Genomic DNA, 18,941 nt, shown 5'->3' with positions numbered 1-18,941 from the left:
TGCCTGTACTCCAGTGCTTTCCCGCAGGATACGCGCAGACATCGAAGCGGGCTTTGGAAATGTCGATACCAACAACGGTAAGTTCCTGTATCATGGCCTTGCTCCCAGTCTTGTGGTGCGGGCGAAAGCCCGATCAACCGTTCGGGGTCAAAGGGAGCAGGCAGGGCCTTGCTTGATGTCGGCTCTTTCAAACCGGTGCGGAAATACGGCCTCCTGCCTGCATTGACCGGGATGCGCGTCCCGGTCAATGCAACAAGTAAACCACATTTCGTCCACACAAGTGCGGGATGACGGAGGAGGGGAAGCGCTCACTCCAAATCCGCTAAAAACACCTTGAGCAAACGATTGAACTCCCGCCTGTCATCCTCGCTCACCGTGGCGATCAGCCGGTGCTGGTTCTCCACGTGGGCCGTCACCGCCTCATCCACCGTTGTAAACCCCTTGTCCGTCAGTGCAATCAACACACTGCGCCGGTCTTCCGCATTGTCGATGCGCTCCACCAAACCAGCCTTTTCCAGCTGGTCGATACGGTTTGTCATGGTGCCGGAACTGACCATGGTCATGGCCAGCAGCTCGCCGGGGGAAAGCCGGTAGGGTTTGCCCGCTCGGCGCAACGTCGCCAGCACGTCGAAAGCGGAAGATGATAGGCCGTGTTGCAGAAGAACGGTCTCCACCTCGCGCCCGAGGCGGGTAGACAGCCGGTGCAGACGCCCCATGATGCCCATCGGCTCGACGTCGAGATCCGGGCGTTCCTTCGCCCATTGCGCCAGAATTCTGTCGACGTGGTCATCTGCGGTTTTTTCAGCCATGGAGAAGAGATAACATCAGGTATCTTGACGTCAAGATAAAAACGCATATCCTGCATTTATCTTGATATAGAGATTCTTGAAATGAAGAAAAATACGAGTTACATTTCCGATGTCGTCATGACGGGCATTGCTCCGGCCATCTGGGGCAGCACCTACATCGTCACCACATCGTTTCTGCCGCAGGGTTATCCCATGCATGTCGCCATGCTGCGCGCATTGCCCGCCGGTTTGTTGCTGCTGCTTCTGGTGCACAAACTGCCCTTCGGCATCTGGTGGGGCCGCGCCTTCATTCTCGGCACGCTGAACTTCGCCTTCTTCTGGGCCATGCTTTTCGTTTCGGCCTATCGCTTACCCGGCGGCGTGGCCGCCACAGTCGGCGCGGTGCAGCCGCTAATCGTCATTGCGCTCTCGCGGCTGTTTCTGGGAAGAGATATTCGCGCGCTCACCATCGTCGCGGGCCTCATCGGCATGGCTGGCGTGGCGTTTCTGGTGCTGACACCGCACGCGGCGCTTGATCCTGTAGGAATTGCCGCCGCCCTTGCGGGTGCAGTTTCCATGGCCTTCGGCACAGTTCTGACACGCCGCTGGCAACCGCCGGTCTCTAACCTCACCTTCACAGCGTGGCAACTAACGGCGGGTGGGCTTCTGCTGGTGCCGGTGGCGTTCTTTCTGGAGCCTGCTTTGCCCGCTCTCACCACCACAAATGTGCTGGGCATGGCCTATCTCGGGCTGATCGGTGCGGCCTTCACCTATCTCCTGTGGTTCCGCGGTTTGGCGCGCATCGAACCCTCTGTGGCGGCATCGCTCGGATTTCTAAGCCCGGTCACCGCCACGCTTCTGGGCTGGCTGGCGCTCGGTCAAAACCTTGCGCCAGCGCAGATTGCCGGTTTTATCATGGTGCTGTTCAGCGTCTGGCTCAGCCAGAAAAGTCAGGCACCACGATAAGGCTTATCAGGCCCACTCGCCCTTGCGCATCACAGGCACCTTCGAGCCATCGGCTCTGACACCGTCTATATCGACCTTGTCGGAGCCGATCATCCAGTCGATGTGGATGAGGCTGGAATTGCCGCCCTGCGCCTTGATCTGATCCTGGCTCAGCGAGGCACCATCGAGGAAGCACTTGGAATAGCACTGTCCCAGCGCGATGTGGCACGAGGCATTTTCATCGAACAGCGTGTTGTAAAACAGAATGCCGCTGGCCGAGATGGGGGAGGAGTGCGGCACGAGCGCCACTTCACCCAGACGGCGCGCGCCTTCATCCGTATCCAGCACCTTGTTCAAAACCTCTTCACCACGGGACGCCTTGGCCTCTACGATGCGACCGCCTTCGAACTTCACCTGAATATTGTCGATCAGCGTACCCTGATGCGACAGCGGCTTGGTGCTGGACACGTAACCATCCACCCGCAGCGCATGCGGTGTGGTGAAGACCTCTTCAGTCGGGATATTCGGATTGCAGGTCACGCCGTTTTTGGCGACCGATGCGCCGCCATGCCATTCATGGCTGTCGGCCAGACCGATGGTCACATCCGTGCCGGGGCCGGTGAAATGCAGCGAAGCGAAACGCTCGCCATTCAGCCACTTGGAGCGCTTGGCAAGGTTGGCATTGTGCTCAGCCCACGCCGCCACCGGGTCGGCCAGATCGACACGGGATGCGGCAAAAATCGCATCCGCCAGCTTCTTCACGGCCTCATCTTCGGAAATGCCTGGGAACACCTGTTTGGCCCAGGAAGGGTTAGGGTAGGAGATAATGTTCCAGTTGATGTCGAAGTTGGAAATCTTCTCCAGCGCCGGTTTGTAGGCCATGGAATTGGCCTTGTTGGCGCGCGCCACCTTGGCCGGGTCCGCATTCGCCAGCAACATCGGGTTGTCGCCGGAGATCGCCAGGCGTGCCGCACCATTGGCATAGGCCTTCGCCATGCCCTCATAGAGCCAGCCGGAGGCCTTATCGAAATTACCGTCGCTGGCATGGGCGTAACGCGCCAGCGTCGTTTCCTCATCGGAATAGAGGGTGGTGACCAGACCGCCGCCGGCCAGATAGGCGTGTTTCGTCAAATGGCGAACCAGCGGCAGTGCTGCCAGCGGTGCAGTGATGACCAGATCCTGATCCTTCTGCAATTGCAGCCCGACCTTGACGGCAACTTCGGCCAGTTTTTCGAGTTTGACGGGATCGATGGGGGAAACTGTCATGATGCGCCTTCACATGCTTGAATAGGAGGCGCAAAACATAGCCCATTCGCTGCGAAAGCCAACCGGCTTTCTGCTATTCGCTCACCAGCGGTGCAGCGATGGCTTTCAAAACCGACTGCGCATCGCTAGGCGAAAGGAGCACCTGCAACCCACGCTGCCCGCCATTCATATAGACTAGGTCATGGCCCATGGACTGAACCTCGATGGCCGTCGGCACCTGCTTTTTCTGACTAAAGGGGCTGATGCCGCCTACATGGTAGCCGGTTGCCCGCTCGGCATCGGCAGGCTTCATCATATGCGCGGATTTGCCACCAAAGGCCGCCGCCAGCTTTTTCATACTGACCTCATGGTCGGATGGCACGACAACGCAGACCGCCTTGCCATCCACCTCCGCCATCAGCGTTTTCAACACCAGATGCGGCTCAGCCCCGATGGCCTCTGCCGCCTGAAGGCCGATACGCTCGGCATTCGGATCGTACTCATAGGTCACGGTCGTGAAGGAAATGCCGGCCTTGGTCAGCACCTGCGTCGCGCGCGTCGTCTTTGACATGGGTTTCGCCTAACCGAACAGCGCAGCATAGGTGTCGGGTTTGAAGCCAACCGTGATCTTGCCCTTGGCCTCCAGAACCGGACGCTTGATCATGGAAGGCTGCGCCAGCATCAGCGCAATCGCCTTCTCTCGGGAAAGATCGGCCTTCTCGGCCTCATCCAGCTTCTTGAAGGTCGTGCCAGCGCGGTTCAGCACCGTTTCCCAACCGGCGACGTCGCACCAAGCATTGAGATGGGCGTCATCGATCCCGGCGGTTTTGTAGTCATGAAATGTGTAGTCTATGCCTTCAGCGTCCAGCCAGGTCCGGGCCTTCTTCATCGTGTCGCAATTCTTGATGCCGTAAATCGTAATCGTCATATCCATCAGCCTTTTCATGCTCTCGGACAGGCATAGCAAAATATCCGCCGCATTCAAATATCGGCCAGCTATGCAAATTTGCATGGCCTGTCATCCAAATGAGTTCGAGCTAAGCTGCATGGCTTGCCTGCTATATCATGAGTTGTGCAAAAGCCTTCGAATGCTCATATTCTGGGCAACACGAAGGAGAGACCCACATGCGTAACGTTGCTAAGACATCCCGTAAATTCTTTGGCGAAACCTTTGCCGTTTTCGGTGCGGCTCTTGCAGTTTCCGCCGCTGTCCGCTCCCACCGCAAGCCAGCCGGCGCTGACCTCGACGCACTCGGCATCGACCGCAAGGCTTTCGACAAGGTTCAGCTCTAATCTTGAATTGACGCTGGCGAGGCATGATGGCCTCGCCTTGGGACGAGGCAAGATCACCTCTTCTGTCGGCGATCAGGCTTCACCAACCGAGCGACGCCCCGCTGCTTGAGCTGTCTTCACCAACTTGCGATCAAATGTGACGAACCCGTCGCAGTGTGCAGTTCTGGTGAGATGCAAGGCATCACCAAAATCCATAGATTTTTCTACCAAATCCAACGCTTCTGCAATGCAGTCCGCGTCCTCTACGTTGACCGTCGGTAAACCGCAAAACGCGCGAAGTGCGCTGGCGGACTCAAAGCGGCTGTAGCCATAGGCGCTGCGTAGTACCCACTCCGTTTCCAATGCTATTGTGACGGCAACGAATACAGGTTGCTCGTTAACGATCGAACGAGCGCGGTTTGACTGCTCCGGGTGGTCGCCAGTCAAATAGCGAACGACAATATTGGTATCAATCGCGATCATGATGTCTGCGCGCTTCTGCCAGGATCGCCTCATCCATTTCTTCCAAAGTTTTCGGCTTTCCATTGAATGGCAGCATTCCGAATACGTCTTCCGATCTGGTGGGTGTGAATGCGGGAGCCCGTCTCAACAGAACCCCATCCGGTGTTTCCTCAACAGTCAGACGCGTTCCAGCAGCCCAGTCTCTGTGCTGGCGTATGGCTTTTGGGAGAATGACCTGTCCCTTGGTGGAGACGGTCGTGGTAAGTTTTTCCGGTTGCGACATCGTATCTACCTCAAAGTAAGACGACGGTAAGATATCTTATTCGACGTTTTTATCAATGCCCCAAACAAAAACCGGGCTCCGTCTTTTGACAGAACCCGGCCATATCACGCTGTCAAACCAGCTTTACTCCCACTCGATCGTGCCCGGCGGCTTGCTCGTCACGTCATAAACCACGCGGTTGATGCCCTTGACTTCGTTGATGATGCGGGTTGCCGCGCGTCCCAGGAAGTTCATGTCGTAGGGGTAGAAGTCTGCCGTCATGCCATCCACGGAGGTCACGGCGCGCAGTGCGCAGACGAAGTCGTAGGTGCGGTAGTCGCCCATGACGCCAACGGTTTGCACCGGTAGCAGCACGGCGAAGGCCTGCCAGATGGTGTCGTAGAGACCAGCCTTGCGGATTTCATCCAGATAGACGGCGTCGGCCTTACGCAGAATGTCGAGCTTTTCGCGCGTCACCACGCCGGGGCAGCGGATGGCGAGACCGGGACCCGGGAATGGGTGGCGGCCGATGAAGCTTTCGGGCAGGCCGAGTTCGCGGCCAAGCGCGCGCACTTCATCCTTGAACAGCTCGCGCAGCGGCTCCACCAGCTTCATGTTCATGCGCTCTGGAAGGCCGCCGACATTGTGGTGGCTCTTGATGGTGACGGATGGACCACCGGAGAAGGACACGCTTTCGATGACGTCAGGGTAAAGCGTACCCTGCGCTAGAAACGCTGGAGAACCCTTGCCATCCGAGGCGATCTTGGCTGCTTCGGCCTCGAATGTTTCGATGAACAAGCGACCGATGGTCTTGCGCTTCACTTCCGGGTCGGAAACACCGGCCAGTTCCGTCAGGAACAGGTCGGACGCCTCCACATGCACCAGCGGAATGTTGTAATGGTCGCGGAACATGGTCACGACCTGCTCGCTTTCGGCCAGACGCATCATGCCATGGTCGACATAGACGCAGGTCAGCTGGTCGCCAATCGCTTCATGGATGAGAATGGCTGCAACGGAGGAATCGACGCCACCGGAGAGTGCGCAGAGCACGCGCTCGGTGCCCACCTGCTCGCGGATCTTGCGGATCATCTCGGCGCGGTAGGCAGCCATGGTCCAATCGGATTTCAGGCCGACGATCTTGTGCACGAAGTTGGACAGCAGCTTTGCACCGTCAGGCGTATGCATCACTTCCGGGTGGAACATCGTGGTGTAATAACGACGCTCTTCATCAACGGCGATCGCAAACGGCGCGTTCTCAGAGGTCGCGGCCACTTCGAAACCATGCGGCAATTGCGTTACGCGGTCGCCATGGCTCATCCAAACGGGGTAGCGTCCGCCCAGTTCCCAGAAACCGTCAAACAGCGGGCTTGCCTTCTTGATTTCGATATCGGCACGACCGAATTCCGCCGCATGCCCGCCTTCAACCGTGCCGCCCAGCTGGGTGCAAAGTGTCTGCTGGCCGTAGCAAATGCCGAGGATCGGAATGTCGGAATCAAACACCGCCTGTGGTGCGCGCGGGCTTCCCTCTGCCGTCACGGATGCCGGGCCGCCAGAGAAGATCACGCCCTTCGGCTTCAATGTCTCAAACGCTTCCGCCGCATTCTGGAACGGGTGGATTTCGCAATAGACTCCGGCTTCGCGAACACGGCGCGCAATAAGCTGCGTCACCTGGCTGCCGAAATCGATGATGAGGATGCTGTCGGGATGGGCTATCTGGGTCATGGCGAGCCTTTAAAGAAATCCGGGGCTTTAGGCAACCCGTGACATGGCCTGAAAAGCCAGAAAATAAGCGATTGCGCAAGAGATTTAGAGCGAAATGCTGCCGTCTTCTATGGCGCGGCACAACCTGTCCACCGCATCCGCCAGCTTCTCGTCGATGACATGCAGATACTCTGTCCAGTCGGAAATATGGCTCACATCCGCCTTTCCATCGGAGATGCCGCGCAAACCGATGAGCGGAATATCGAACCGTTGGCAAGCGCGCAAAATGGCGAATGTCTCCATCTCCACCATATCTGCATCCACCCCGTCATAGCCCGCACCGGAAACGACATTGGCACCGGTGGAAAGCCGCGCTTGCGCCACGCCGGGAATGCGCAGCGGCAAGGTAATTTCGGCCGGCAGATCGAGAAACGGTGTGCAGCCTTTTTCGAAACCGAAGGCAGAGGCATCCATGTCGCGATAGGAAACGGAAGTGGCCTGATACACTTCCGCCTGCTCCAGCACGCGCGACCCCGCAGAACCGAGCGAGACGACGAGATCGGGCAGTTGATCGGCAGCGTGGAGAGCGCTCAACGCTGCGGTCAGTGAAATCGCCGCTTCCACTGGGCCGACACCTGTCATCAGCGGCTTGAAACGTGCCTTCAGGTAAGGACCATATTCGGCATCCGCCGCCATGACGAACAGCAGGCGCTTGCCAGCAACATCTACCATTTCAGAGCTCATTGAAATCTTCCCGGCCCTTCATCGCCATCATCGTCGCGGTCATGGAAGCAATCAGTTTTGCCGGTCCGGTATCGGACACCGCATAGGCGCGACCGTCTGCCACGATGATGTTGCTGCCCGGTTTGGTAATTTCACCACGAAACAGAAACCTTTCGCCCCGCCCGGGTGACATCAGGTTGACCTTAAACTCAATGGTCAAGACAGACGCATCCGGCTCGATGATCGTATAGGCAGCGTATGTGCAGGCCGTATCCAGCGCGGCAGCAATGACACCCGCATGGAGGATGCCATGCTGTTGGGTGAGCTTGGGATGAAATGGCAGCTCGATTTCCACCAGCCGGTGCTCGATGCGTGAAATTTCGGCCTTGATAGCCTGCACGACGCCCTGGCGTGCGAAGCTCTTCTCTATCCGCTGGCGATAATCGCCGGGATCGGTGAAATCCATTCCCCTGCCTTTCCTTGTTCTTTGACAAGACATGGCGCGTGCATCGCCACATGGCAAGGGGAATGCATCTGCTAATTGAGATAAACGATGCTGGCGTTCAGCAGCGTGGCAAAGGCCACCCACACTGCATAGGGCACGAAAAGCCACATCGAAATGCGGTCGCGCGTAGACGTCATGATGATGAAGGCGACAACGCAGATCAGTATCGGCACGATGAGAATAAGCGCGCCAGTGGGGCTTTGCATGGTGAAAAAGATCGGCGACCACAAGAAATTCAGCAGCATCTGGCTACCCCATAGCTGCATGCGCCCGCCCATGCGGCTTTGCAGCCACGTGCGCGCACCGGCAATGGCGATCATCACGTAAAGTGCGGTCCAGACCGGCCCGAAAATCCAGTTGGGCGGGTTGAAGAACGGTTTTTTGAGCGTCTGATACCATTCGCCCGGCACGTTATTCATGCCGATGAGCGCGCCGATGGTAACGACGGCGAAGACGAAAATGAGATAGACCAGCGCTTTTTTCATGTGACATGAAAGGCGCAGAAGATGCTTTGGTTCCAGCGTTATTTCAATAATTTAGCCGGCAAGTCTAACGATGTGCTGGTCCCACGCCACAGCACTGGTTTTGGCCGCGAATTGCCCGTCATAGGACGAGGTGACAATGCCCTTTGCAGCGGCGGCAACCCCCGCCGCTTCGCGAAGCATCGTCTCATTGACAACCCTACCGCTTTTCTCATCCAGCATCACCGTCGCATTGCCGTTGGGCGACGTCAGGCCGATGATACCATCGCGGCGGTTGACGGCGATAGCGCCGACATAATTGGCCAACCGCGCCGTCGTTTCCTCGGGCAGATCGATGAAACGCAGATCGTCGCCCTTGGAAAAATGCCCCACCAGCGGCGGCATGGCGTTGCGCGGTCCCTCATACTGGCAGGCAAACCAGATGCGACCATCGTTGCCGAGATCCACATGCCGGGTGGACAACTGGCTGAGATCCTTTGCAAGGCCGTGTTTCTGAATCAGCCGCCCCGTTGCCGCATCCAGCAGCACCAGTGAAGGCTCCATCGTGTCGATGTTCAGTTTTGTGCGCCCGAAATCCGGGTGGGTCTCGATGCCACCATTGGCGATGATGATCATCCGCCCGTCGTCACTGACCGTCATGTCGTGCGTGCCGATGCCGCGCGCATCATATTCGCCGATGCGCCTGAAGCCATCGCGGGCATCGTAAAGCCCGATGACACCGCGATTGCGGTCGAAGTCGTTCTCGCTGGCGTAAAGGATCGATCCGTCGGGCGAAAACTGTCCGTGGCCGTAAAAATGCCGGTTCTCCGGCGTGTGCATCACGATGGGCTCACGCTGTCTGGCCGGATCGAATGCCATGAAAAAGGTGCCTGGCCTACGCGCAAAGGCCACCGTAACCCCGGTGGCACGACTGGTCGCCATGCCATGCGCACGGGCGGGCAGAACCAGCCGGTCGATGATCTCTCCCGCCTCGCTCACCGTCGCCACACCGTAGGAACCGTTACGGTCGCGGAAAGCCGAAGCGAAAACGGCATCCGTCCGCTCCAGCGCATAGAGCGAACGCGGCGCAAGCGACGCCAGAAATGGCAATCCCGCCGCCTTGATAAAGGTTCGCCGGTCGATCAGCAGCCGTTTGTCACGCGCAACCATTCAATCCCCATCCGCAAAGGAAAAGCCGGAGCTGAGCCCGATGGCCCCGCCATATTGGTCGTTGATGCGGTATATCAGGTCCTTGCCGTTCAGCAGCAGATAATCCACCTTGGCGCGCTGCTTGTCGTCATCAAGAGCCTTTTCGACATCGGGCTCGATGGTCGATGCGACTCGGATCATGGATTTGGCAATGAAATCGATAGAGCTGATGATGGAGCGCTGGTCGGGCGGCAGAAGATCGCTCATTCCAGCCTTGTGCAACAGGGTCTGCACAGCGGACACATTGTCGCCAATGCTCTTCCATGTCAGGCCAGAGCGCCAGTAGATCGCGGTGCGCGGAAATTTGGCATTATCGGGTCCCTTGTAGAAGGTCTCGATGCGCTGATCGCGAATGGCCTCCGAGCCGTGCACCAGAATACCCAGCAACGCCACCAGCGCCTCACGCTCGTCACGAAACACGGGACTATCAGGCCCCGGTTCTTTCCAGTTCTTCGCCGTACCGTCAGGCGCATCCCAGAGGTCGGAAAGCTCGGTACCGATATTGGCGATGTTGCCAGCGATGGCTGCGCCGTACCGGCAACGGAAACTGTTTTTCTCGGCCGACACATCGTCGGAACCAGTGCCGTAAAGCACATATTCCAGCGCGCCAAACCCCTGCGCCGCGACGCTTTTCGCCCGCAATCCCTGCGGCGTCGTCACGCTCTCGTCTTTGTCAGAAAGGTATTTCTGCACCTGTTTCAGGCCAAGTCCCTTCTTGTCGGGGTAATACAGCACCCGCTCGAACCGGTTCTGCTCGATAACGGGACCGACGCGCACGATCTCGATCCCCGCCCATGCGTGTGTCGCATCCGCAAAGCCCGCTTTCGCTGCCGCCATCGTGTCAGCGGAAGGGGCAGCACACAGCGCCTGCATTTTGCCTTCAAGCGCCCTGGCGCTATCGCGAAAACCGTCATAGCCGGGGCGGATGAAGCCATCCACGGCCTTTGCCATCACGCTGCGCACCTTCACCGGGTCGAGCGGCGGTGGCGGCATCAGCTCCACATCCTGCGCCAGCGCCGTGCCGAAGCTCATCAGAAAAGCGAGCGGCAGAAGGGCATGAAATTTTCGCATCGCATTGTCCATCACAGAGACTCCAGAAATGTCAGCAAAGCCTGCCGGTCAGACTTTTGCAAGGCAGCAAAAGCATCGCGCGCTTTTTGCGCCTCGCCCCCATGCCATAAAATCGCTTCGCTCAGGCTGCGCGCCCGCCCGTCATGCAGGTAAAAACCATTGCCGTTGACCGCTTGCGTCAGGCCGATACCCCATAGCGGCTGGGTGCGCCAGTCACGCCCGCTTGCCTCACCCACCTGCTGCCCATCCGCCAAGCCTTCGCCCATATCGTGCAGCAGAAAATCGGAATAGGGCCAGATCAGCTGGAAGGAATGGAGCGGGTCGTTCGCATCGCGCTTGGTCACGAATTTCGGCACGTGACAGGATGCGCATCCCGCCGCATAAAATTGCTGCTTGCCGCGCAGAACTTGGGGGGCATCGACATTGCGCCGAGCAGGTACGGCCAGATTTTCGGTGTAGAACGTCATCAAATCCAGCACGGGGGAGGGCGCTTCCACATCGCCCAGCCGCTTCTGCACCCCGGTCGGCATGGCCAGACAGTCCGGTTCATTATCCGTGCAATCCCCGAAGGCATTCGGCGCATCCGGCGAGGAGATGCCGATATCATGAGACAGCGCATCGGCAGCCTGATCCCGCACGCTGGCATTCTGCGCCTTCCAGCCAAAACGGCCCAGCCTCAACGCTCCGCTGCGGTGGTCGCGCACCCATGCTGGCCTGCCGCCGTCAGGTCTGACATTGGCCAGAATATCCGTGTCCGCAATTGCCTCAATCAAGCCCAGCCCCAGTGTCGGCTGGGCGATGCGGGCAGACAGCGTGGTGTCCGGTTCCAGCGGCCCGTAAGTCAGCCCCTCGATGCCGTAGGTTGGCTTGCGCAACGACACGGTTTCGCCATCACGCAGCGTCACCGTCTGCTCCTCATAGGATATGGCAAGTTTGCCCTCGGGATTGAGGCCGGGAACGGCGAGGTTCTGAAGCTGCCTGCCATAGGTCGCATCGGGGAAATTCAGGATATCGTGGTCGGCTATCGCCTTCGTCTCGTCCGGCGTGCGGGCAGGGCGGGCAAGCCGCAGAAACATCGACACCGCATCCTCATTCCCGTCAGGCGGACGCCCGCGCCCATCCTTGATGTGGCATGTCTGGCACGACCGCGCATTGTAAAGCGGCCCCAGCCCGTCGGACGCTTGCGTGGAGGACGGCGAGGACACCCACAATTTCTGAAACAGCGCATTGCCCAGCTTGAAATCATGGCCGCGCTCGAATGTCATATTGGCAGAGGGTTGCGAGAACGGATCGGTTGTTGCGGTTGTCGTTGCCGCTCCCGCCGACATGGCCTCAAAGGGCTCCGGTTTCGAGAAATCCGCTGTGGGGCGTGTGATTCGGGTTACGCGCGTAAGGTCTGCGGTGGAGAGATCGTTGCGGGTGGTGGTTTCGGCTCCCGTGCCGCTCAATACATCATGGTGGGCTTGGCTTACCCCCCTCTGTCCTGCCGGACATCTCCCCCACAGGTGGGGAGATCGACAAGCGGCGACCTCTCGCACATCTTCAACGTCGCGGATGAAGCGGAGAGCCTGAGACTGGCCGATCTCCCTCCTTGTGGGGGAGATGTCCGGCAGGACAGAGGGGGGTAAGCCAAGCGCACTGTCGTGGGTTATGACAATACTGCTAGCTGCCAAGATAAACAGAAGACAGAAAAGGCGTAATTGCCGCAAATGTCTCATGAAACTTTACACATCGGGTTTAGGGGAGCGGTCGCCCCACCGCCATGCCAGTTGGGGCCTGAATGATGGAGGCGAACCGCGTTCTTCGCAAAATGATCCGCCTGCAAATATTCTGGCAGCAGTGAGCAGGCCGCATGTCACCCACGCGGCCCGCATCATCGTTTTACTTGAAAACCGCGTTCGGGCTATCCAGGCTGTCGGAACCTTCCAGCTGAATCTTGCCCAGATCAAGCGCTGCAATCACACGCTCGATGGTCTTGGTCTGGTCCAGAAGTCCGTCGATCGCCGCCTGCACAACGGCATTGCCGTCCTTGTTGCCTTCGGCAATCATCTGGTCGTAAGCCTCGACGGTCTGGCCGCGCTTTTCCATGGCGTGCATGGCGTCCAGCGTCTTGTTCAGCTTGGCCTTCATTTCCGCATCCAGCGTCTTGTCGCTGGCGGCGACGAGTTGCGAAAGCGAAGGGCCGGTCAACTTCTTGCCGTCTACCGTCGTGTATTCGCCGCTATAGGCAGCGGCGATGCCGATGGCGTCGTTGAGGTGCGAGTTGTAGGTGTTGTCCGAGAAGCAATCATGCTCTTCTTCGGGATCGTGCAGCAGAAGGCCAAGCTTCATGCGCTCGCCCGCCAACTCGCCGTAGGATAGGGAGCCCATGCCGGTCAGGATGGCGGTCAGACCCTTCTTCGGGTCGGCTTCCACGGTCTTTGCCGCTTCGCCATCCGGTGCCCAATTGCCCACCATTTCCTTCAGGTCCGAAACCAGCAGGGTCGATGCCGCCTTCAGATAATCGGCGCGGCGGTCGCAATTGCCGCCGGTGCAATTCTTGGTGTCGTAGTCGGTGTAAGGGCGGTTGCCCGCGCCTGGTCCCGTGCCGTTCAGATCCTGGCCCCACAGCAGAAACTCGATGGCGTGGTAGCCCGTGGTCACATTGGCTTCCACCTCGCCTGCTTCCGCAAGGCTCTGGATCAGTTCCGGCGTGATCTTGGAGGCATCGACCTCTTCTCCGCCGACCTTGATTTTCTTGTTGGCGATGATGTTGGCCGTATAAAGCTCGTTCTCGTCGCTTTCAGTGCCATAGGAGCTGTCGACATAGTCGATAAGGCCTTCGTCCAGTGGCCAGGCATTGACCTTGCCTTCCCACTCATCGACGATGGGGTTGCCGAAGCGGTAGACTTCCGTCTGCTGGTAGGGAACGCGGGCCTTGATCCAGGCCTCGCGTGCAGCCTTCAAGTTGGCTTCGCTCGGTGTGGCGATCAGCGCGTCGACGGCCTTGTCCAGCGTTTGCGCTGTCGTCAGCGCATCCTGATATTTCGCATGGCCCAGTTCCACATAATGCTTGACCACGGCTGCCGGATCGGTCGCGGCGCGGGCGGGAGGTGCGGTGAGGGTCACTGATGTGGCCAGAAGCGCAAGACTTGCGCCTAAAACGGTTTTTCGGAACATGATCTCTCCTATCAGCTCTCTCGTAACGAGGCCGTGAAGGCGAGTTCTGAACCAATCACAAACTTGTGTCAAATATTCTAGTTTAGAAGCTTTCCAAGCAGACTGCCGGATTTTGACATCGCTCAAATCCGGCAATCCTGTTGGCTGTAAAACGCTTAGGCGTTCCGCTTCATCGAACAGAAAAAGAAGCCGTCCGTATCGGTCGTGGCAGGCGTCAGCGTTATGGTCTCGCCATCGGCCGAATGCGGCTTGGCGGCATCGGCACCAAAAATGCCCGTCCAGCGATCAAGCGCAGAGCGGATGGAAAACTCTGCGTTCTCGGCGCAGAAACGGCGCACCTGGCGCTCGTTTTCTTCCGGCAGAACGGAACAGGTCACATAGAGCAACTCGCCACCGGGCCGCACGAAGGTTTTCGCCTGATCCAGCGCCTGAGCCTGTTGCTCGACACGCTCTTCCAGATTGCGCTGCGTCAGCCGCCATTTGGTGTCGGGGCGGCGGCGCCATGTGCCGGTGCCGGTGCAGGGGGCATCGACCAGAACGCGGTCGAACTTGCCGATATAGCTTTTCAGTCCCTCAGCGCGATCGTGGACCTGCACATTGCGCGTGCCGGCCCGCTTCAACCGTTCGATGATGGGGGCCAGACGCTTACGGTCGGTATCGAAGGCGTGAACCTGCCCCTTATTGTTCATGCTGGCAGACATGGCCAGCGTCTTGCCGCCACCGCCTGCGCAATAATCGAGAACCTGTTCGCCTTCCTGCACACCGGCCAGATCGGCCACGATCTGCGATCCCTCGTCCTGAACCTCGAACCAGCCCTTCTGGAAGGAAAGCTCGGCGGTGACGTTGGGCAGGCGTGATGGACCTTCGCCAGCGGCAATGCGCACGCCTTGGCGGGCAAGGCGCGTGGCCTCGGCACCCGCGTCGGCCAGTGCTTTCACGACTTTTGCGCGGTTGGCTTTCAACGTGTTGGCGCGCAGATCGAGTGTCGGGCGCTGGTTCAGCGCCTGCGCCTGTCGCAGCCAGTCTTCACCGAAGGAAGCCTCGAGAGACGCCTGTACCCAGTCTGGAATATCGCCCTGCACATAGGCAGGGGCATCGGATAGCGCGCGTGATGCAAAGGCGCTCAGTGTGGTTTCGGCCAGAGGCTCGGGCGCAAACTTGTCGCCGTCGAATTCCGCCAGCAACTGCTCGGCGGATTTGCCCCATTGCCGCAACATGACGGCATAACCCAGCGCGTTCGCGCTATCATCGTCCATCAGCCATGCGTGGGAAAGTTTCATGCGAAGGGCATCGTAGACGATGTTGCCTATGGCGGCCCTGTCGCCGGAACCGGCAAAACGATGCGCCAGTCCCCAGTCTTTCAGTGCGTCGGCGACAGGGCGTCTGCGCGCCTCGATATCTGCCAACACTTCTATAGCCCCGGCTAAACGCCCGCCCAAACGCATTGTCTACCTCATCATCATGAATGGCGGTTGGTAGACGCGAATGGTGGCGAGGGCAAGTCTTTGCGAAGAATTCGCTAAAGAACCGTGGCTTCGCTCACGCGCTTACTTGGAAGCGATGACCTCGTAACAGACTTTTGCCGTGCCGGAGCTGACCATGCCGATGTTCTTGGCGGCAGCCTTGGAAAGATCCAGAACGCGACCCTTGATGAACGGACCACGGTCGTTGATGCGAACGACGACGGCTTTGCCATTGTTTGCGTTCGTTACTTTGACCTTGGTGCCAAACCGTAGCGAACGATGCGCCGCTGTCAGCGTTGCAGGGTTCATTCGTTCGCCGGAGGCTGTTTTGGAGTTCAGCGCATACCAGGATGCGCCGCCACAGCCATTCGCTGCATTTGCTGCAAGTGGAGTGAGGATGGAACAAGCGGCTATAGTCGCAGCCGCAAAAGTCATGCGTCGTATATTCGTCAAACTGTGCTTCCCTGATACTCGGCCCCGCGCCGATAAACTAGGCTAACTGAACTGAGGTGAGTGTAGAGCGAGGGAAAAATGGCAAAAAATGGCCGAGCGCTAATCACGAAGTGTTACAGACTGTAACATTTGTGATTTGGAAAAGCAGTCCTGATTTAGATAGCCTTCGATGCTTTCAGAAAAAATTTATTTAGAATCAACAATAAGCAAGAAATTCGTTGCGCACCCGCCGCCGCGCGAGTCGGATCACGAAATCATGTTGAAATATTTTTCCAAAGCATGAAAATTTTAGCCAAATTTGCGCATTAACAAAAGGTTAAATGGCCAAAATGCGATTAATTCCTTCCTGAAAAGAGCCTTTGGAAGGATTTTTCATCGCAACGAATGTGAACGTTTATTCATCTCGCCACAGGCCATCGTTCCAAAGTTGCTGCAACGACTGTCGGTAATTCGGGTAGCTGAAGATAAATCCCAACTCTTGCAGCTTGTGATTAGAGACGCGTTTGTTCTCGCCGTAGAAGGAGCGCGCCATGGGGCTGAGCTCGGCCGTCTCGAATGCCTGTTCCTCTGGCGGCTCCATATCCATCAGGTCCGCTGCGAAAGCGACGACATCCTGCGGCGGGGCTGGCTCGTCATCCGTTACGTTAAATATGCCGCCCAACTGTCTGTCGATCAGGAAGTCCGTCGCCGCGCCAATGTCTTCCACACGGATGCGGTTGAACACCTGGTCCTTCTTCACCAACCGCCGCGCAGTACCCTTTTCCAGATTGACGAAGCCGTTGCGCCCCGGTCCATAGATGCCCGACAGCCGCAGGATGCAGAGGGGGATGCCAGCCTTATCAGCCGCCGCTGTCCATGCCTCCTCCGCCTCCACACGCTCGGTAGAGCGGGCAGAGACCGGGCGGCAAGGTGTGTTCTCATCCACCCACGCACCGTCATGGTTGCCATAGACGCCCACGGTGGAGAGATAGGCGGCCCACTGCAATTTTGGCATCACGCTTTTGAGGTCGCCATTGCACAGCCGCAGCAGCGGATCGCCAGATGCACCGGGCGCAATCGATTGAACGAGATGCGTGACATTGCCAAGCTCTGCGCGCAACTCATCGCTCAACGTCTCTCCGTTGAAGATGAAGGGCGCTATCGCCTGGCATTGCAGGGTCATGATATTGTCTTCACTGCGCGTCGTACCGGATACTCTGTCCATCCTGCCTTGAAGGGCTTTGGCGATGGCCTTGCCGGAATATCCGGCACCGAAAATCATCAGATGCGACATTTACACTCCTGCCATCAGCCATTCGTCCAGCACGTTCGAATCGTCTTCCGGCGCGCGGGTCGTTGCGTAGGTAGTGAAGCTTTCGCCATCCATCAACCGTGAAAGCGCCCATACGGCCATGGCGCGGACCTCCGGCGAGCTGTCCTGTGCCAGCTTTTGACACTGCACAATGAAGCCGCTGTCACCGGAATTTCCCGCCGCAATCAACACGTTACGCACGAAACGATTGCGACCGATCCGCTTCACAGGCGACCCGCTGAAGAATGTCCGAAACGCCGCATCATCAAGCGTCAATAAAAAAGCGATGGACGGTTCTTTCAGGTCGTCACGGGCTTGCAACTTCATCTCGGAAGCACTGGCGGCAAACTTGTTCCACGGGCAGGCCGCCAGGCAATCGTCGCAACCATAGATGCGGTTGCCGATCATCGGCCTGAATTCCGGTGGTATCGGACCTTTGTGTTCAATCGTCAGATAGGAAATGCAGCGCCGCGCATCGATCTTGTATGCCGCAGGGAAGGCATTGGTCGGGCAGGCATCGAGACAGGCCCGGCAAGAGCCACAATGGTCTCTCTCTGCTTCATCCCGTTGAAGCTCGGCCGTGGTGAACATGCTGCCCAGAAACAACCAGGAACCATGTGTGCGGCTGACCAGATTGGTGTGTTTGCCCTGCCAGCCAAGTCCAGCCGCCGCCGCCAGCGGCTTTTCCATTACCGGAGCGGTATCTACGAACACCTTGACGTCTTCACCGGCCCTTGCGGCAAAGCGGGTGGCAATCTCCTTCAGGCGACCTTTGATGACGTCATGATAATCGCGGTTGCGGGCATAAACGGAAATCGCACCTTTATCCGGCTTATCCAGAATACCGCGCGGGTCTTCGTCCGGCCCATAGTTCAGGCCGAACATCACCACGGAACGAACGTCGCTCCACAGCGTCTTCGGGTCGGCGCGACGCGCTTGCGTGTCTTCCATCCAGCCCATAGTGCCGTGAAAGCCGTTGTCGATAAATTCCCGCAATCGTTCCGGGGCTTGCGGAATGCTGTCCGGTGCGGTGATGCGACAGAGATCGAAACCAAGCGACAGCGCTTCCGAACGGACAAAATCTGTCAGCTTAGCCGCGCGCACCTGCTGCTTCTGCAATGCCGTATCGATGGCGTGTCTCCCGCGATTGCTGCCTGTCGGAACCGGCATGACGCGTCATTATATAGCAAGCTTTTGTATCAGGCTAAAAATCGAGATCGGCATAGTGGGAGGAGGGAGCAAGACGCGGCACGCGTTCAGCCAAAAGAGGACGGAAGGAGGGGCGTGATTTGACGCGTTGGTACCATTCCTTGGCAATCGGTGCTTCCAGCCAGTTGATCTCGCCGAGATAGTCGAGAATGGAGACGGATGCACCAGCGGCAAGGTCGGCATAGCTCAGCCGGTCACCCGCCAGCCACGTGCGCGATCCGGCCAGCCATTCCAGATACTTCATATGCTGGTGGACATTTGAGCGTGCGGTGCGCAACAGCTTGCTGTCTGGCGGGCCGCCGCCTTGGGCGGTGGACATTTGCAGCTTGTAGGCTCGCTCACGCACCAGCGGTCGGGTCACGTCGGTTTCCATCTTCTGCAGAAACCATTCCGTCAGACGGCGGATTTCCGCGCGCTGGAACGGGTCTTCGGCCAGCAGACGCCTGTCGCGTTTCAGCACACCATGGGTCTCATCCAGAAATTCGGCCAGAACATAGGGACCACAGAGCGAACGCATATTGTCATCGAGATAGACCGGCAGCGTACCTGCCGGGTTGAGTGCCAGAAACTCCCGCCGTTTTTCCCAGGGCTGCTCCTCGACCAGATCAGCCTGGAAACCGTATTCGGTCAGAATGAGCCGAACGAATCGTGAGGCAGTCGACATTGGAGAATGATAGAGAGTTGGCATTGGCACTCAAATTTTTTGATTAAGGGATGGTTTT

21 protein-coding genes are annotated in these 18,941 nt (G+C 58.2%); 2 read left to right on the top strand and 19 right to left on the bottom strand.

Going from position 1 to position 18,941, the window contains the following annotated elements:
- Positions 1-308: 308 nt before the first annotated feature.
- Positions 309-809, bottom strand: coding sequence for a MarR family winged helix-turn-helix transcriptional regulator (locus DSM25558_RS25730; protein WP_077107475.1), 501 nt, complete (start codon positions 807-809; stop codon positions 309-311).
- A gap of 81 nt (positions 810-890) precedes the next feature.
- Here DSM25558_RS25730 and DSM25558_RS25725 point away from each other — a divergent pair, with 81 nt between their 5' ends.
- Positions 891-1,754 carry an EamA family transporter gene (locus DSM25558_RS25725; protein ID WP_077107474.1) on the top strand — a complete coding sequence of 288 codons (864 nt, stop codon included), beginning with the start codon at positions 891-893 and terminating at the stop codon, positions 1,752-1,754.
- Between the two features lie 6 nt (positions 1,755-1,760).
- Here the strand turns inward: DSM25558_RS25725 and DSM25558_RS25720 are convergent, their stop codons facing one another.
- The 3 genes from DSM25558_RS25720 to DSM25558_RS25710 form a co-directional block, all read right to left on the bottom strand.
- A complete protein-coding gene (locus DSM25558_RS25720; RefSeq protein ID WP_077107473.1) occupies positions 1,761-2,999 on the bottom strand; it encodes an aminopeptidase in 1,239 nt (412 codons plus the stop codon).
- Positions 3,000-3,072: 73 nt separating this feature from the next.
- A complete protein-coding gene (gene ybaK / locus DSM25558_RS25715; protein WP_077107472.1) occupies positions 3,073-3,549 on the bottom strand; it encodes a Cys-tRNA(Pro) deacylase in 477 nt (158 codons plus the stop codon).
- 9 nt (positions 3,550-3,558) lie between these two features.
- On the bottom strand, positions 3,559-3,906 hold the full coding sequence (locus DSM25558_RS25710; protein ID WP_077107479.1) for an ArsC family reductase: 348 nt from the start codon (positions 3,904-3,906) through the stop codon (positions 3,559-3,561).
- 197 nt (positions 3,907-4,103) lie between these two features.
- On the opposite strand from DSM25558_RS25710, the gene DSM25558_RS29090 reads away from it, so the two are divergent.
- Positions 4,104-4,271, top strand: a complete 168-nt coding sequence (locus tag DSM25558_RS29090) for a hypothetical protein (protein WP_164470680.1) — start codon at positions 4,104-4,106, stop codon at positions 4,269-4,271.
- A gap of 72 nt (positions 4,272-4,343) precedes the next feature.
- On the opposite strand, the gene DSM25558_RS25705 is transcribed toward DSM25558_RS29090, so the two are convergent.
- From DSM25558_RS25705 to DSM25558_RS25635, 15 genes are all read right to left on the bottom strand, one after another.
- Entirely contained in the window at positions 4,344-4,733 is a 390-nt protein-coding gene (locus DSM25558_RS25705) for a type II toxin-antitoxin system VapC family toxin (protein WP_077107471.1), read from the bottom strand.
- Entirely contained in the window at positions 4,720-4,995 is a 276-nt protein-coding gene (locus tag DSM25558_RS25700) for an AbrB/MazE/SpoVT family DNA-binding domain-containing protein (protein ID WP_077107470.1), read from the bottom strand. Before DSM25558_RS25700 ends, DSM25558_RS25705 begins: the two co-directional genes overlap by 14 nt.
- A gap of 123 nt (positions 4,996-5,118) precedes the next feature.
- Positions 5,119-6,696, bottom strand: coding sequence for a glutamine-hydrolyzing GMP synthase (guaA, locus tag DSM25558_RS25695; protein ID WP_077107469.1), 1,578 nt, complete (start codon positions 6,694-6,696; stop codon positions 5,119-5,121).
- Between the two features lie 84 nt (positions 6,697-6,780).
- Complete coding sequence (locus tag DSM25558_RS25690) at positions 6,781-7,419, bottom strand: 5'-methylthioadenosine/S-adenosylhomocysteine nucleosidase (protein ID WP_077107468.1); 639 nt, start codon at positions 7,417-7,419, stop codon at positions 6,781-6,783.
- On the bottom strand, positions 7,409-7,864 hold the full coding sequence (locus DSM25558_RS25685; protein WP_077107467.1) for a PaaI family thioesterase: 456 nt from the start codon (positions 7,862-7,864) through the stop codon (positions 7,409-7,411). The genes DSM25558_RS25690 and DSM25558_RS25685 overlap by 11 nt, the downstream gene beginning before the upstream one ends.
- 71 nt (positions 7,865-7,935) lie before the next feature.
- Positions 7,936-8,388, bottom strand: coding sequence for a TspO/MBR family protein (locus tag DSM25558_RS25680; protein WP_077107466.1), 453 nt, complete (start codon positions 8,386-8,388; stop codon positions 7,936-7,938).
- A 51-nt stretch (positions 8,389-8,439) separates the two neighbouring features.
- A complete protein-coding gene (locus DSM25558_RS25675) occupies positions 8,440-9,534 on the bottom strand; it encodes a DUF1513 domain-containing protein (RefSeq protein WP_077107465.1) in 1,095 nt (364 codons plus the stop codon).
- The gene (locus DSM25558_RS25670) at positions 9,535-10,656 is read right to left on the bottom strand and encodes an imelysin family protein (protein ID WP_077107464.1); all 1,122 of its coding nucleotides are present in this window, start codon (positions 10,654-10,656) and stop codon (positions 9,535-9,537) included. It abuts the gene before it with no gap.
- Positions 10,656-12,092 (bottom strand): di-heme oxidoreductase family protein, encoded by a 1,437-nt coding sequence (locus DSM25558_RS25665; RefSeq protein WP_244554313.1) that lies wholly within the window; start codon positions 12,090-12,092, stop codon positions 10,656-10,658. The genes DSM25558_RS25670 and DSM25558_RS25665 overlap by 1 nt, the downstream gene beginning before the upstream one ends.
- Before the next feature lie 433 nt (positions 12,093-12,525).
- Complete coding sequence (locus DSM25558_RS25660) at positions 12,526-13,803, bottom strand: imelysin family protein (protein ID WP_077107463.1); 1,278 nt, start codon at positions 13,801-13,803, stop codon at positions 12,526-12,528.
- Positions 13,804-13,958: 155 nt separating this feature from the next.
- On the bottom strand, positions 13,959-15,248 hold the full coding sequence (locus DSM25558_RS25655; protein WP_077107462.1) for an RsmB/NOP family class I SAM-dependent RNA methyltransferase: 1,290 nt from the start codon (positions 15,246-15,248) through the stop codon (positions 13,959-13,961).
- A gap of 102 nt (positions 15,249-15,350) precedes the next feature.
- Positions 15,351-15,719 (bottom strand): septal ring lytic transglycosylase RlpA family protein, encoded by a 369-nt coding sequence (locus DSM25558_RS25650; RefSeq protein ID WP_143239348.1) that lies wholly within the window; start codon positions 15,717-15,719, stop codon positions 15,351-15,353.
- A 394-nt stretch (positions 15,720-16,113) separates the two neighbouring features.
- Complete coding sequence (locus DSM25558_RS25645; protein ID WP_077107460.1) at positions 16,114-16,992, bottom strand: SDR family oxidoreductase; 879 nt, start codon at positions 16,990-16,992, stop codon at positions 16,114-16,116.
- A complete protein-coding gene (gene queG / locus DSM25558_RS25640) occupies positions 16,993-18,180 on the bottom strand; it encodes a tRNA epoxyqueuosine(34) reductase QueG (RefSeq protein WP_077107459.1) in 1,188 nt (395 codons plus the stop codon).
- Between the two features lie 34 nt (positions 18,181-18,214).
- Positions 18,215-18,907, bottom strand: coding sequence for a glutathione S-transferase family protein (locus DSM25558_RS25635; RefSeq protein ID WP_077107458.1), 693 nt, complete (start codon positions 18,905-18,907; stop codon positions 18,215-18,217).
- Positions 18,908-18,941: the final 34 nt, after the last annotated feature.

Source organism: Agrobacterium sp. DSM 25558, from assembly GCF_900100825.1.
Taxonomy (GTDB): Bacteria; Pseudomonadota; Alphaproteobacteria; order Rhizobiales; family Rhizobiaceae; genus Agrobacterium.
The sequence above is the reverse complement of the archived record's forward strand: the minus strand, read 5'-3'. Positions and strand labels throughout refer to the sequence as shown.

Bases quoted from the DNA above. Each gene is read 5' to 3' on its own strand.
- DSM25558_RS25730 (WP_077107475.1), bottom strand. From the start codon at position 809: ATGGCTGAAAAAACCGCAGATGACCACGTCGACAGAATTCTGGCGCAA.
- DSM25558_RS25725 (WP_077107474.1), top strand. From the start codon at position 891: ATGAAGAAAAATACGAGTTACATTTCCGATGTCGTCATGACGGGCATT.
- DSM25558_RS25720 (WP_077107473.1), bottom strand. From the start codon at position 2,999: ATGACAGTTTCCCCCATCGATCCCGTCAAACTCGAAAAACTGGCCGAA.
- ybaK (WP_077107472.1), bottom strand. From the start codon at position 3,549: ATGTCAAAGACGACGCGCGCGACGCAGGTGCTGACCAAGGCCGGCATT.
- DSM25558_RS25710 (WP_077107479.1), bottom strand. From the start codon at position 3,906: ATGACGATTACGATTTACGGCATCAAGAATTGCGACACGATGAAGAAG.
- DSM25558_RS29090 (WP_164470680.1), top strand. From the start codon at position 4,104: ATGCGTAACGTTGCTAAGACATCCCGTAAATTCTTTGGCGAAACCTTT.
- DSM25558_RS25705 (WP_077107471.1), bottom strand. From the start codon at position 4,733: ATGATCGCGATTGATACCAATATTGTCGTTCGCTATTTGACTGGCGAC.
- DSM25558_RS25700 (WP_077107470.1), bottom strand. From the start codon at position 4,995: ATGTCGCAACCGGAAAAACTTACCACGACCGTCTCCACCAAGGGACAG.
- guaA (WP_077107469.1), bottom strand. From the start codon at position 6,696: ATGACCCAGATAGCCCATCCCGACAGCATCCTCATCATCGATTTCGGC.
- DSM25558_RS25690 (WP_077107468.1), bottom strand. From the start codon at position 7,419: ATGAGCTCTGAAATGGTAGATGTTGCTGGCAAGCGCCTGCTGTTCGTC.
- DSM25558_RS25685 (WP_077107467.1), bottom strand. From the start codon at position 7,864: ATGGATTTCACCGATCCCGGCGATTATCGCCAGCGGATAGAGAAGAGC.
- DSM25558_RS25680 (WP_077107466.1), bottom strand. From the start codon at position 8,388: ATGAAAAAAGCGCTGGTCTATCTCATTTTCGTCTTCGCCGTCGTTACC.
- DSM25558_RS25675 (WP_077107465.1), bottom strand. From the start codon at position 9,534: ATGGTTGCGCGTGACAAACGGCTGCTGATCGACCGGCGAACCTTTATC.
- DSM25558_RS25670 (WP_077107464.1), bottom strand. From the start codon at position 10,656: ATGGACAATGCGATGCGAAAATTTCATGCCCTTCTGCCGCTCGCTTTT.
- DSM25558_RS25660 (WP_077107463.1), bottom strand. From the start codon at position 13,803: ATGTTCCGAAAAACCGTTTTAGGCGCAAGTCTTGCGCTTCTGGCCACA.
- DSM25558_RS25655 (WP_077107462.1), bottom strand. From the start codon at position 15,248: ATGCGTTTGGGCGGGCGTTTAGCCGGGGCTATAGAAGTGTTGGCAGAT.
- DSM25558_RS25645 (WP_077107460.1), bottom strand. From the start codon at position 16,992: ATGTCGCATCTGATGATTTTCGGTGCCGGATATTCCGGCAAGGCCATC.
- queG (WP_077107459.1), bottom strand. From the start codon at position 18,180: ATGCCGGTTCCGACAGGCAGCAATCGCGGGAGACACGCCATCGATACG.
- DSM25558_RS25635 (WP_077107458.1), bottom strand. From the start codon at position 18,907: ATGCCAACTCTCTATCATTCTCCAATGTCGACTGCCTCACGATTCGTT.